Below are 13,746 nucleotides of genomic sequence, written 5' to 3'. Positions count from 1 at the left end.
CTCAGCCGAGAAGGCGGGCGAGTTCCTGGGCCAGGGGCTCGCGCAGCTCCGGCGTGTCGACCCGTTCCACGCGGGCGTCCGTGCAGTCCACCCAGGTCGCCGCCTCGGCCAGGGCCTGGGCGACGGCCGGGACGGCCTTCGGGCCGTCCAGGGTGACCTGCTTGGCCACCAGGGTGCGGCCCTCGCGGGCCGGGTCCACGCGGCCGACCAGACGACCGCCGGCCAGGACCGGCATCGCGAAGTAGCCGTGGATGCGCTTCTGTTTGGGGACGTAGGCCTCCAGGCGGTGCGTGAACCCGAAGATCCGCTCCGTGCGGGCCCGCTCCCAGATCAGGGAGTCGAAGGGCGACAGGAGCGTGGTGCGGTGGCGGCCGCGCGGGGGTGTCTCCAGAGCCGCGGGATCGGCCCACGCCGGCTTGCCCCAGCCCTCGACCGAGACCGGGACCAGGCCCGACTCGGCGATCACCGCGTCGACCTGCTCGCCCTTGAGACGGTGGTAGTCGGCGATGTCCGCCCGGGTGCCCACACCCAGGGACCGGCCCGCCAGGGCGACCAGGCGGCGCAGGCACTCGGTGTCGTCCAGCTCGTCGTGCAGCAGGTCGTCGGGCACGGCGCGCTCGGCGAGGTCGTAGACGCGCTTCCAGCCGCGGCGCTCCACGCAGACCACCTCGCCGTACATCAGGGCGCGTTCCACGGCGACCTTGGAGCCGGACCAGTCCCACCAGTCGTTCGTCTTCTTGGCGCCGCCCAACTCCGTCGCCGTGAGGGGGCCTTCGGAGCGGAGCTGCTTGATGACCTGGTCGTAAACGCCGTCGGGCAGGTCGTGGTTCCAGTGCGGGCGGTTGCGGTAGGCACGGCGGCGGAAGGCGAAGTGCGGCCACTCCTCGATGGGGAGGATGCAGGCGGCGTGGGACCAGTACTCGAAGGAGTGCGTGTCCTGCCAGTAGGCGTCCTCGACCGTTCTGCGGCCGACCGCGCCCAGCCGGGCGTACGGGACGAGTTCATGGGACCGGGCCAGGACCGAGATGGTGTCGAGCTGTATCGCGCCCAGGTGGCGGAGGACGCCGCGGACACCGGAACGGCGGTCGGGCACGCCGAGGAAGCCTTGGGCGCGGAGCGCGATTCTGCGGGCCTCGTCCGCGGAGAGGTCTGCGAGGGGGCGAGGGGTGGTCATGGTCGCAGCGTAGGGGGTGGGACCGACAACGGGGGGTGGCCTGCGCATTCGCCGGGACGGCCGGGCAGGTCAGCGTGCCGGCAGGTACGGGGCGGTCGACGGCAGGCCCATGTCCGAGGGGAGCAGCGAGCCCACCCAGGTGTCCCGTCGTACTCCCTTGTTGTTCGTCGCGGAGCGCAGCGTGCCCTCGATCGTGAAGCCCGCTCGTTCCGCCACCGCGCGGGAGGCCCGGTTGCCCACCTCGGCGCGCCATTCGACGCGGTCGAGCGCGGCGCGGGTGAAGGACCAGCGGCAGGCGGTGAGGGCGGCTTCGGTGACGTAGCCGTTGGCGCGGTGCTGCTTGGCGGCCCAGAAGCCGATCTCGCCCATGCCCAGGGCGCGCATCTCGATGCCGAGCATGCCCGCCAGTTCCCCGGAGTGCAGGAAGACGCCGAAGGTGAACATGGAGCCGTCCCTCCAGCCGTCCGGGACCATGTGTTCCGTGAAGCTCCGGGCGTGCTCGCGCAGGTAGGGCGAGGGGATCGTGGTCCAGCGCTGGATGTCGGGGTCCTGACAGGCCTCGTACACCGCGTCGGTGTCCTGGGGCCCCACCGTGCGCAGCAGGAGACGGTCCGTGGTGAGGGTGACGGGTTCCATCGGGCGATTCTGCTCGGACGCCGGCCGCGGTGTCCTGTGTTTGCCCTCGGTGAAGGGGTGATCACGGGTCGTGCAATTCGACGGAGGGGTGCGGCACTATCCGAGGGGGTCGCACGTTGTCCCCTTTGAAGCAGACGTCAATCTCGACGCAGACGTGAATCAGAATCGAAGCAGCGGACGGTCGCCCGTCACGGCAGGCCCTCCCGGCGCGGTGGGGTCCTCGCATACGATGGCCGTTGCTCAGTAAGTCAAGTGGTAACCGACCGTCCCAGGCCCGACCGGCAAGGAGACCAACCCCCGTGTCCGTCCTCTCGAAGCTCATGCGTGCAGGCGAAGGCAAGATCCTGCGCAAGCTGCACCGCATCGCGGACCAGGTCAACTCCATCGAAGAGGACTTCGTCGACCTCTCCGACGCCGAGCTGCGCGCCCTCACCGATGAGTACAAGCAGCGCTACGCCGACGGCGAGACGCTGGACGACCTGCTGCCCGAGGCGTTCGCCACCGTCCGCGAGGCCGCCAAGCGTGTCCTCGGCCAGCGTCACTACGACGTGCAGATGATGGGTGGCGCGGCCCTGCACATGGGCTACGTGGCCGAGATGAAGACAGGTGAGGGCAAGACCCTCGTCGGCACCCTGCCGGCTTATCTGAACGCCCTGTCCGGCAAGGGCGTCCACATCATCACGGTCAACGACTACCTGGCCGAGCGCGACTCCGAGATGATGGGCCGCGTCCACCGGTTCCTGGGGCTCGAGGTCGGCTGCATCCTCGCCAACATGACGCCGGCTCAGCGCCGCGAGCAGTACGCCTGCGACATCACGTACGGCACGAACAACGAGTTCGGCTTCGACTACCTGCGCGACAACATGGCGTGGTCCCAGGACGAGCTCGTCCAGCGCGGCCACAACTTCGCCATCGTCGACGAGGTCGACTCCATCCTCATCGACGAGGCCCGTACGCCGCTGATCATCTCCGGCCCGGCCGACCAGGCCACCAAGTGGTACGGGGACTTCGCCAAGCTGGTGAAGCGCCTCAAGCGCGGTGAGGCCGGCCAGCCGCTCAAGGGCATCGAGGAGACCGGCGACTACGACGTCGACGAGAAGAAGCGCACGGTCGCCATCCACGAGTCCGGTGTCGCCAAGGTCGAGGACTGGCTGGGCATCGACAACCTCTACGAGTCGGTGAACACCCCGCTGGTGGGCTACCTGAACAACGCCATCAAGGCCAAGGAGCTGTTCAAGAAGGACAAGGACTACGTCATCATCGACGACGAGGTCATGATCGTCGACGAGCACACCGGACGTATCCTCGCGGGCCGCCGCTACAACGAGGGCATGCACCAAGCGATCGAGGCCAAGGAATCGGTGCCGATCAAGGACGAGAACCAGACGCTCGCCACGATCACCCTCCAGAACTTCTTCCGCCTCTACAAGCGCCACGACCACAACGGCAAGGAACAGCCCGGTCTGTGCGGCATGACAGGTACGGCCATGACCGAGGCCGCCGAGTTCCACCAGATCTACAAGCTCGGCGTGGTGCCGATCCCGACCAACCGGCCGATGGTCCGCAAGGACCAGTCGGACCTGATCTACCGGACCGAGGTCGCCAAGTTCGAGGCGGTCGTCGACGACATCGAGGAGAAGCACCGCAAGGGGCAGCCGATCCTCGTCGGCACGACCTCCGTCGAGAAGTCCGAGTACCTCTCGCAGCAGCTCAGCAAGCGCGGCATCCAGCACGAGGTGCTGAACGCCAAGCAGCACGACCGGGAGGCGACGATCGTCGCCCAGGCCGGCCGCAAGGGCGCCGTCACGGTGGCCACGAACATGGCAGGCCGTGGTACGGACATCAAGCTCGGCGGCAACCCCGAGGACCTCGCCGAGGCGGAGCTGCGCCAGCGTGGCCTCGACCCCGAGGAGCACATCGAGGAGTGGGCGCACGCCCTGCCCGAGGCGCTCCAGCGGGCCGAGAAGGCCGTCCAGAACGAGAAGGACGAGGTCGAGAAGCTCGGCGGGCTCTACGTGCTGGGCACCGAGCGGCACGAATCGCGGCGCATCGACAACCAGCTGCGCGGTCGCTCCGGCCGTCAGGGCGACCCGGGCGAGTCCCGCTTCTACCTCTCCCTCGGCGATGACCTGATGCGCCTGTTCAAGGCCCAGATGGTCGAGCGCGTGATGTCGATGGCGAACGTCCCGGACGACGTGCCGATCGAGAACAAGATGGTCACCCGCGCGATCGCCTCCGCGCAGTCGCAGGTGGAGCAGCAGAACTTCGAGACGCGCAAGAACGTCCTGAAGTACGACGAGGTCCTCAACCGCCAGCGCGAGGTCATCTACGGCGAGCGGCGCCGCGTCCTGGAGGGCGAGGACCTGCACGAGCAGGTGCAGCACTTCATGGACGACACCATCGACGCCTACGTCCAGGCCGAGACCGCCGAGGGCTTCCCCGAGGACTGGGACCTCGACCGGCTGTGGGGCGCCTTCAAGCAGCTCTACCCGGCCAAGATCACGGTCGAGGAGCTGGAGGAGGCCGCCGGCGACCGGGCCGGGCTGACCGCCGAGTTCATCGGCGACTCCATCAAGGACGACATCCACGAGCAGTACCAGGCGCGTGAGGACCAGCTCGGCTCCGAGATCATGCGGGAGCTGGAGCGCCGGGTCGTGCTGTCGGTCCTGGACCGCAAGTGGCGCGAGCACCTCTACGAGATGGACTACCTCCAGGAGGGCATCGGCCTGCGCGCCATGGCGCAGAAGGACCCCCTGGTCGAGTACCAGCGCGAGGGCTTCGACATGTTCACCGCGATGATGGAGGGCATCAAGGAGGAGTCCGTCGGCTACCTGTTCAACCTGGAGGTCCAGGTCGAGCAGCAGGTCGAGGAGGTCCCGGTCGAGGACACCAAGCCGGTGGCCGACCTGGAGAAGAAGGACGCCGTGCCGGCGCAGGCGGGCTCCCGGCCGGAGATCCGTGCCAAGGGGCTCGACGTCCCGCAGCGGCGCAACCTCCACTTCTCCGCGCCGACGGTCGACGGCGAGGGCGGCACCATCGAGGGCGACTTCACCGAGGACGGTGAGCCGGTGCGCTCCGAGGCCGACGGCCTGACGCGCGCGGAGCGGCGCAAGCAGGCGCGGGGGCGCGGCCGCCGCAAGAAGTGACGGTCGCCGAGGCGCCGTAGCGGTTCGAAGGGCCGGACACCCGAGGGTGCCCGGCCCTTCGGCTTCGACGGCTTCAGTCCGCTTCGACTGCTTCAGCCGGCTTCGACTGCATCAGCCGGCGTCGCGGCCTCAGCCCGGCGTCGCGGCCTCGGCCGGCGTTGCGGCCTCAGTCGGCTTCCGGGCGAGGCGGGCGGGGACCGCCGAGTTCGACCGCCGTGCAGCGCCACCGGCGGTCCCGTCCGAGTTCCAGGCGGAAGGCCATGGCGCGCAGCCGGTCGCCGGCACCGATACGGGCGAAGGCCTCGATGGCGCCCGGACGGGGCTCGTAGTAGCCGATGTCCCGGACGACGGGACGGGCACCGCGCGTGCGCAGGGGGCCGCGCTCGGCCAGCCAGGCCAGCTCGTCGTAGGCGCGGCCACGGGTGTGGCGGAGCATCGAGTGGACGGGGCGGTGGCCGCTCAGGACGGCGACGAGGAGGTCGGCGAAGAGGTCGGTGGGCAGGGGCTGGGGGACCGCCACGGGGCGGAGACCCTGGGTCGGGACACGAGGGGCCGCTCCGGCCCCGGCGGGTGCGGAAACGGCGAGGTCCGAGTGGGCCGGGGTGGCGGCCGTTCCCGTGGTCCTGCGGGGTGCTGTGCGGGTCGTGGAGAGGGTCGGCGGGCGCGTGTCCGACGGGCGGGTGCGGGAGGCCCTGGCACGGGTGGAGGCCGGCGGACGGCCGCCCGCCGCCGACTGCCGGGTCCGGCCGCTCCCGGGGGAACGCGGAGGTGCTGCGCCGGCGGGGGCGGAGGATGCGGCGGGTGCGGCAGGTGCGGTTTCTCGGTGGGCGGGGAAGCGGGGTGGGGTGTTGCCGTCGGAGGTGTGCGGCGGGGCGCTCTCGGAGGTGTGCCGTCGGGTGCCCGCGGAGGTGCGCGGCGGGGCGCTCTTGGAGGTGTGTGGCGGAGTGCCCGCGGAGGTGTGCGGCGGGGCGCTCTTGGAGGTGTGTGGCGGAGTGCCCGCGGAGGTGTGCGGCGGGGCGCTCTTGGAGGTGTGCGGTGGAGTGCTGCCGAGAGTGCTGGGTGCTGTGGTCACGGGGTGACGTGATGCTGTGGCGCCGGCAGAGATGCGGGGCGCGGTTCCGCCCGAGGGGCGGGGTGGTGTGCCGACAGGTGTGCGGGGGGCGGCGCCGCCCGAAGGGCGGGAGGTGGGGGCGGTCGGCGTGTGTGGAGCAGTGTCGCCCGGGGCGCCGGGTGTGGTGCGGGCCGGTGTGCGCGGGGCGGCGTCGTTCGGGAGGCGGGATGTTGTTCCGGCGGGTGTGCGGGGGGCGGCGCCGCCCGAAGGGCGGGAGGTGGGGGCGGTCGGCGTGTGTGGAGCAGTGTCGCCCGGGGCGCCGGGTGTGGTGCCGGCCGGTGCACGCGAGGCGGTGCGGACTGATGTGCGCGGCGTGGTGCCGGCCGGTGTACGCGGGGCGGTGCCGTCTGGGGCGGGGAGCGTCGCGTTCGCCGGTGTGTGGGGTGTCGTTGTCGGGGTGGGGCGGTGGGGGCCGGGTCGATCGCGGGTGGGGCGGGGCTGGGTCCTGGTCATGACCTTGTGCATGGGGGGTCCCCGTTTCGTGGGCCCGGTGCATACCGGGGAGTAACTTCGGGTGGTGATCTTGTACGGGGCCGACGGGGGCGGCGGCAAGGAAGCGGGATACGCGTCGGGGGGCGCCGGAATGTTCACCTATCCGGGTGATATCGGAGGTGCGGAGCCCATGAGGACGGAGGTGCACCGGGTGAATTCCGGGCCCGGAGTGGACGCATCGGGCGTCACGGGGCGGGCCTCGAAAGGGGACGCCCCGCACGTATCCTGAAGGCCTTCCGAAGCCTCGCGGAGCCTTTCGGAGCCCCCGACCACGACCACGAAAGCGGCCAGCCCATGCGTGTCTACGTGCCCCTGACCCTCCCCGGTCTCGCCGAGGCGTACAGGACGGGCGAGCTGGGAGCCGGGCCGTTCGTCGCCTACGCCGTGACGCCCGGGCTGCGCGACTGGTACGTCTCCGACGACACCGAGGAACTGGAGTACGCGGCGCTCGGCCGGGCCGCGCTGGCCTCGCTGCGTCTGCTGGCGGCCGAGGCGGAGGCACCGGGGCGGCGGGTCGTGATCGCCGTCGACGTGGCCGACCGGGCCGTGAGCGCGGAGGCCGGCCGGGGGTCCGATCCGGCGGCGCCGGGCGAGGTGCGGGTCGCAGGCCCGGTGCCGTTGGGCAAGGCGGCGTCGGTGCACGTCGACGCGGCGGACGCCCAGGCCGATGTGACGGCGGCCGTCGAGGCGCTGCCCGCGGCCGACGAGGGGGACGACGACGCGCAGTCCGTCGTGGACGGAGCCGAGGACCACGAGCTGCTGTGGTTCGCCACGCAGGAGATCGCGAACCTGGTCGGGCACCGGCGCTGAACCGGCCCCCGGGGGCGCGTTGAGGCGCTGTCCTCTTGATTGTCAGTGGGGGCGGGTACGTTTTCAGGCATGGGGATGAAGACGGGCGCGCACATTGTCTGGGACTGGAACGGGACGCTGTTCCACGACATCGACGCGATCATCGGGGCGACGAACGCGGCCTTCGCCGAGCTGGGGCTGGAGCCGCTGACGCTGGAGAAGTACCGGGAGCTGTACTGCGTGCCGGTGCCGAAGTTCTACGAGCGGCTGATGGGGCGGCTGCCGACCGATGCCGAGTGGGAGGCGATGGACGACGTCTTCCACCGGTACTACACCGAGCACCGGACGGCGTGCGGGCTGACGGTGGGGGCCGTGGAGCTGCTGGCCGGCTGGCGCTCGGCGGGGCGCAGTCAGTCGATCCTGAGCATGTACGTGCACGAGGAGCTCGTGCCGCTGGTGCGCGGGTTCGGCATCGAGCCGCACTTCATACGGGTGGACGGGCGGACCGGGCCGTCGGGGGGCAGCAAGGCCGAGCACATGGTGCGGCACCTGGCGTCGCTGAGCGGGGTGGCTCCGGAGCGCACCGTGGTGATCGGGGACGCGGCGGACGACGCGGTGGCCGCGTTGCATGTCGGGGCCCGGGCCGTGCTGTACACCGGCGGGTCGCACAGCCGGGTGAGTCTGGAAGCGGCCGGTGTACCTGTCGTGGACACGCTGGAGGAAGCGGTCGAGGAGGCGGAGCGGCTCGCGGCCTGACGGGGGTCCGCACGCGTCCCTCAGACCAAGATGCGTAGCGGCACTGTGCAGAACGTCAAACTTCCAGGGCAGGTTTTGTACACATACGGCTCATGACGGAGCCCCTGTGAGGAGCGATAGCCTTGGTGGCGTGATCAGCGCGATAGTTCGCGGGGACGTCGTCGTCCCTGCCCTGCGCCCGGAGACCACGGACGACATCCGTGACCGGGCGGCAGTCGCTGGTCTTCGCGGGCGGGACGTGCCGTCGAGGGCTCCCGGGACGCCGGACATCACCAGGACCCGGGCGTCGCAGAGAGCATCGTCACACCGGTGGCGCAGCTCAAGAATGGCTCAGACACCCCCGCTCATCTCACCTTGCGGCATAGCGTCGGATCAGACCGGATACCCCGTGTCACGACGTGAGGTCGTAAGCGCAGAGGCCGTACTTCCTTCTACGTCACGCAACGGCGCGCGACAGGAGCCAGAGGACAATGCAGACCAAGCTGGACGAAGCCAAGGCCGAGTTGCTCGAGAGGGCCGCCCGGGTAGCTGAGAACAGCCCGGTCGGGGGGCACCTACCGACCGGGTCGACGGGCGAGGAGACCCCAGACGCCCAGAAGGCCCCGGACCGCGAGACCCTCCTCACGTTCCTCCAGCGTTACTACCTGCACACGGCCCCGGAGGACCTCACCGACCGCGACCCGGTCGACGTCTTCGGAGCGGCCGTGTCGCACTACCGGCTGGCCGAGAACCGTCCCCAGGGCACGGCCAACGTGCGGGTGCACACCCCCACGGTGGAAGAGAACGGGTGGACCTGCAGCCACTCCGTGGTCGAGGTCGTCACCGACGACATGCCCTTCCTCGTCGACTCCGTCACCAATGAGCTGACGCGTCAGGGGCGCGGCATCCACGTCGTCATCCACCCGCAGTTCGTCGTGCGGCGCGATGTCACCGGCAAGCTCATCGAGGTCCTGTCGGCCCCCGCCACCGGCGACCTTCCGCACGACGCGCACGTCGAGTCCTGGATCCACGTCGAGATCGACCGCGAGACCGACCGGGCCGATCTGAAGCAGATCACCGCCGACCTGCTGCGTGTGCTGTCCGACGCCCGTGAGGCCGTCGAGGACTGGGGCAAGATGCGGGAGGCGGCGATCCGGCTGGCGGAGGGGCTGCCGGACGAGCCCATCCCCGGCGACCTGCCCGGGCCCCAGGTCGAGGAGGCCCGCGAGCTGCTGCGCTGGCTGTCCGACGACCACTTCACCTTCCTCGGCTACCGCGAGTACCAGCTGCGCGACGACGACTCGCTGGCCGCCGTCCCCGGCACCGGGCTCGGCATACTGCGCGCGGACCCGCACCACGCGGCCGAGGAGAGCCACCCCGTCAGCCCCTCGTTCGAGCGGCTGCCCGCCGACGCCCGGGCCAAGGCGCGCGAGCACAAGCTGCTCGTGCTGACCAAGGCGAACAGCCGGGCGACCGTGCACCGGCCGTCGTACCTGGACTACATCGGCGTCAAGAAGTTCGACGCGGACGGCAACGTCATCGGCGAGCGGCGCTTCCTCGGGCTGTTCTCCTCCGCCGCCTACACCGAGTCCGTGCGCCGGGTGCCGGTCATCCGGCGCAAGGTCGAGGAGGTCCTGAAGCAGGCCGGGTTCTCGCCCAACAGCCACGACGGACGCGACCTGCTTCAGATCCTGGAGACGTACCCGCGCGACGAGCTGTTCCAGACCCCGGTCGACGAGCTGAGGTCGATCGTCACCTCCGTGCTCTACCTCCAGGAGCGCAGGCGCCTCAGGCTCTACCTGCGCCAGGACGAATACGGGCGCTACTACTCCGCCCTCGTCTACCTTCCGCGTGACCGCTACACCACGGGCGTCCGCCTCAGGATCATCGAGATTCTGAAGGAGGAGCTCGGCGGCATCAGCGTCGACTTCACGGCGTGGAACACCGAGTCGATCCTGTCGCGGCTGCACTTCGTGGTGCGGGTCCCGCAGGGCACCGAGCTGCCGGAGCTGTCCGACTCCGACAAGGAGCGCATCGAGGCCCGGCTGGTGGAGGCCGCCCGCTCCTGGGAGGACGCCTTCGCCGAGGCGCTCAACGCCGAGCTCGGCGAGGAGCACGCGGCGGAAGCGCTGCGCCGTTACGCGCACGCCTTCCCCGAGGGCTACAAGGCCGACCACAACCCGCGCGCCGCGGTCGCCGACCTCGTCCACCTGGAGCAGCTCAACGCCGAGGCGGACAACGACTTCGCGCTCAGCCTGTACGAGCCGGTGGGCGCAGCCCCCGAGGAGCGCCGCTTCAAGATCTACCGCACGGGCGACGCGATCTCCCTCTCGGCCGTCCTGCCGGTCCTCAACCGGCTCGGCGTCGAGGTCGTCGACGAGCGGCCGTACGAGCTGCGCTGCTCGGACCGCAGCGTGGCCTGGATCTACGACTTCGGTCTGCGCATGCCCCGCGCGAACGGCGGCACGGACTACTTCGGCGACGACGCCCGCGAGCGCTTCCAGGACGCCTTCGCCGCCACCTGGACCGGCAAGGCGGAGAACGACGGCTTCAACGCCCTCGTGCTGAGCGCCGGGCTGACCTGGCGCCAGGCCGTGGTGCTGCGCGCGTACGCCAAGTACCTGCGCCAGGCGGCGTCGACGTTCAGCCAGGACTACATGGAGGACACCCTCCGCAACAACGTCCACACCACCCGGCTGCTCGTCTCCCTGTTCGAGGCACGGATGTCGCCGGACCGGCAGCGCGCCGGCCACGAGATCGTGGACGCGCTGCTGGAGGAGGTCGACGCGGCCCTCGACCAGGTGGCCTCGCTCGACGAGGACCGGATCCTGCGATCCTTCCTCACCGTCATCAAGGCGACGCTGCGGACCAACTTCTTCCAGGAGGCGGCGGGCGGCAAGCCGCACGACTACGTCTCCATGAAGTTCGACCCGCAGGCCATCCCCGACCTGCCGGCACCGCGCCCGGCGTTCGAGATCTGGGTGTACTCGCCGCGCGTCGAGGGCGTGCACCTGCGCTTCGGCAAGGTCGCACGCGGTGGTCTGCGCTGGTCCGACCGCCGTGAGGACTTCCGCACCGAGATCCTCGGCCTGGTCAAGGCGCAGATGGTGAAGAACACCGTCATCGTGCCGGTCGGCGCCAAGGGCGGCTTCGTCGCCAAGCAGCTGCCGGACCCGTCGGTGGACCGGGACGCGTGGCTCGCCGAGGGCGTCGCCAGCTACAAGACGTTCATCTCGGCGCTGCTCGACATCACCGACAACATGGTCGCGGGCGAGGTCGTGCCCCCGGCGGACGTCGTCCGGCACGACGAGGACGACACCTACCTCGTCGTCGCCGCCGACAAGGGCACGGCGACCTTCTCCGACATCGCCAACGGGGTCGCCGAGCAGTACAACTTCTGGCTCGGGGACGCCTTCGCCTCCGGCGGCTCCGCCGGCTACGACCACAAGGGCATGGGCATCACCGCCCGCGGCGCCTGGGAGTCGGTCAAGCGGCACTTCCGCGACATGGGGGTGGACTGCCAGACCGAGGACTTCACGGTCGTCGGCATCGGCGACATGTCCGGTGACGTGTTCGGCAACGGCATGCTGCTCTCCGAGCACATCCGCCTGGTCGCGGCCTTCGACCACCGGCACATCTTCATCGACCCGAACCCGGACGCCGCCACCTCCTACGCCGAGCGCCGCCGCCTGTTCGAGCTGCCCCGCTCCAGCTGGGAGGACTACGACAAGGAGCTGCTGTCGGCCGGCGGCGGCATCTTCCCGCGCACGGCCAAGGCGATCCCGGTCAACGCGCACATCCGCGAGGCCCTCGGCATCGAGGCCAAGGTCACCAAGCTGACCCCGGCCGACCTGATGAAGGCGATCCTGCACGCGCCGGTGGACCTGCTGTGGAACGGCGGCATCGGCACGTACGTCAAGTCCTCCACCGAGTCCAACGCGGACGTCGGGGACAAGGCCAACGACGCCATCCGCGTCGACGGCCAGGACCTGCGCGTCAAGGTCGTCGGCGAGGGCGGCAACCTCGGCCTGACCCAGCTCGGCCGGATCGAGTTCGCGCTGCACGGCGGCCGGATCAACACCGACGCCATCGACAACAGCGCGGGCGTGGACACCTCCGACCACGAGGTGAACATCAAGATCCTGCTCAACGGCCTGGTCACGGACGGCGACATGACCGTCAAGCAGCGCAACAAGCTGCTCGCCGAGATGACCGACGAGGTCGGCCGCCTGGTGCTGCGCAACAACTACGCGCAGAACACGGCGATCGCCAACGCCCTCGCCCAGTCCAGCGCGATGCTCCACGCCCAGCAGCGCTTCATGAAGCACCTCGTCAGGGAGGGGCACCTGGACCGGGCGCTGGAGTTCCTGCCCACCGACCGGCAGATCCGCGAGCGGCTCGCCCAGGGCCAGGGTCTGACCGGCCCGGAGACGGCCGTCCTGCTGGCGTACACGAAGATCACGGTCGCCGAGGAGCTGCTGCACACCTCGCTGCCGGACGACCCGTACCTGAAGGGTCTGCTGCACGCGTACTTCCCGACCGAACTGCGCGAACAGTTCCCCGAGCGGCTCGACGGCCACCCACTGCGCCGTGAGATCACCACGACCGTCCTGGTCAACGACACGGTCAACACGGGCGGTACGACGTATCTGCACCGGCTGCGCGAGGAGACCGGCGCGTCGCTGGAGGAGATCGTGCGCGCGCAGACCGCGGCCCGGGCGATCTTCCGCCAGTCCCCGGTGTGGGACGGGGTCGAGGCGCTCGACAACAAGGTCGAGGCCGAGGTCCAGACCCGCATCCGGCTGCACGCCCGCCGCCTGGTGGAGCGCGGCACGCGCTGGCTGCTCAACAACCGGCCGCAGCCGCTGGAGCTCGCCGGGACGGTCGACTTCTTCGCTGAGCGGGTCGAGCAGGTCTGGGGGCAGCTGCCGAAGCTGCTGCGCGGCGCCGACCTGGAGTGGTACCAGAAGATCTACGACGAGCTGACCGGCGCCGGTGTCCCGGACGAACTCGCCACGCGGGTGGCGGGCTTCTCCTCGGCCTTCCCGACGCTCGACATCGTCTCGATCGCCGACCGCATGGGCCGGGAGCCGCTGGACGTCGCCGAGGTGTACTACGACCTCGCCGACCGGCTGCGCATCACCCAGCTCATGGACCGCATCATCGAGCTGCCCCGCGCCGACCGCTGGCAGTCCATGGCCCGCGCGGCGATCCGCGAGGACCTGTACGCGGCGCACGCGGCGCTGACCGCCGACGTCCTGGCCGTCGGCAACGGCACCTCGACGCCCGAGCAGCGCTACAAGGCCTGGGAGCAGAAGAACGCGGCGATCCTCGGCCGCGCCCGCAGCACCCTGGAGGAGATCCAGAGCTCCGACGCGTTCGACCTCGCCAACCTGTCGGTGGCGATGCGCACGATGAGGACGCTGCTGCGCACGCACTCGTAGGGCGTACGGCGTGACAGGCGCCCCGGGCCGAACCTTCCGGCCCGGGGCGCCTCTTCTTGGAGTGCCTCAAGGCGATTCGGGGGGACGGCTTACCGAGCCCGGCTAAGGCTTGGGCGTGGCTGTGAACACATCCGGGGAGCCGGTGGCCGCGCCCGCCCTCCCGTCAGGCGCGTCGTCCTCGAAGCGGTGAACTTCGCGCTGGTCGGCGGCAGCGGCGTC

The 13,746-nt window shown here is 70.5% G+C and carries 6 protein-coding genes and 1 pseudogene; 4 read left to right on the top strand and 3 right to left on the bottom strand.

Annotation, left to right across the window (positions count from 1 at the left end; translation table 11 throughout):
• Position 1: 1 nt before the first annotated feature.
• Both AB0E85_RS13075 and AB0E85_RS13070 read right to left on the bottom strand, forming a co-directional pair.
• On the bottom strand, positions 2–1,174 hold the full coding sequence (locus tag AB0E85_RS13075) for a crosslink repair DNA glycosylase YcaQ family protein (RefSeq protein WP_361925572.1): 1,173 nt from the start codon (positions 1,172–1,174) through the stop codon (positions 2–4).
• A gap of 69 nt (positions 1,175–1,243) precedes the next feature.
• On the bottom strand, positions 1,244–1,810 hold the full coding sequence (locus AB0E85_RS13070) for a GNAT family N-acetyltransferase (RefSeq protein WP_361925570.1): 567 nt from the start codon (positions 1,808–1,810) through the stop codon (positions 1,244–1,246).
• Between the two features lie 299 nt (positions 1,811–2,109).
• Between AB0E85_RS13070 and secA the strand changes: the two genes are divergently transcribed.
• The gene (gene secA, locus AB0E85_RS13065; protein ID WP_361925568.1) at positions 2,110–4,956 is read left to right on the top strand and encodes a preprotein translocase subunit SecA; all 2,847 of its coding nucleotides are present in this window, start codon (positions 2,110–2,112) and stop codon (positions 4,954–4,956) included.
• Between the two features lie 166 nt (positions 4,957–5,122).
• Here the strand turns inward: secA and AB0E85_RS13060 are convergent.
• Positions 5,123–5,740 (bottom strand): annotated as a pseudogene (locus AB0E85_RS13060) (Rv3235 family protein); the annotation flags it as partial.
• Positions 5,741–6,853: 1,113 nt separating this feature from the next.
• On the opposite strand from AB0E85_RS13060, the gene AB0E85_RS13055 reads away from it, so the two are divergent.
• From AB0E85_RS13055 to AB0E85_RS13045, 3 genes are all read left to right on the top strand, one after another.
• The gene (locus AB0E85_RS13055; protein ID WP_361925566.1) at positions 6,854–7,369 is read left to right on the top strand and encodes a hypothetical protein; all 516 of its coding nucleotides are present in this window, start codon (positions 6,854–6,856) and stop codon (positions 7,367–7,369) included.
• A 69-nt stretch (positions 7,370–7,438) separates the two neighbouring features.
• A complete protein-coding gene (locus tag AB0E85_RS13050) occupies positions 7,439–8,104 on the top strand; it encodes an HAD family hydrolase (RefSeq protein WP_361925564.1) in 666 nt (221 codons plus the stop codon).
• Between the two features lie 470 nt (positions 8,105–8,574).
• The gene (locus AB0E85_RS13045; protein WP_361925562.1) at positions 8,575–13,527 is read left to right on the top strand and encodes an NAD-glutamate dehydrogenase; all 4,953 of its coding nucleotides are present in this window, start codon (positions 8,575–8,577) and stop codon (positions 13,525–13,527) included.
• The last annotated feature ends 219 nt before the right edge of the window (positions 13,528–13,746 follow it).

It is taken from the genome of Streptomyces sp. NPDC029044 (genome assembly GCF_040637495.1).
In the GTDB taxonomy this organism is placed as follows: domain Bacteria; phylum Actinomycetota; class Actinomycetes; order Streptomycetales; family Streptomycetaceae; genus Streptomyces.
This window is presented reverse-complemented; position numbering and strand designations above follow the sequence as displayed.

Bases quoted from the DNA above. Each gene is read 5' to 3' on its own strand.
- AB0E85_RS13055 (WP_361925566.1), top strand. From the start codon at position 6,854: ATGCGTGTCTACGTGCCCCTGACCCTCCCCGGTCTCGCCGAGGCGTAC.
- AB0E85_RS13075 (WP_361925572.1), bottom strand. From the start codon at position 1,174: ATGACCACCCCTCGCCCCCTCGCAGACCTCTCCGCGGACGAGGCCCGC.
- AB0E85_RS13045 (WP_361925562.1), top strand. From the start codon at position 8,575: ATGCAGACCAAGCTGGACGAAGCCAAGGCCGAGTTGCTCGAGAGGGCC.
- AB0E85_RS13050 (WP_361925564.1), top strand. From the start codon at position 7,439: ATGGGGATGAAGACGGGCGCGCACATTGTCTGGGACTGGAACGGGACG.
- AB0E85_RS13070 (WP_361925570.1), bottom strand. From the start codon at position 1,810: ATGGAACCCGTCACCCTCACCACGGACCGTCTCCTGCTGCGCACGGTG.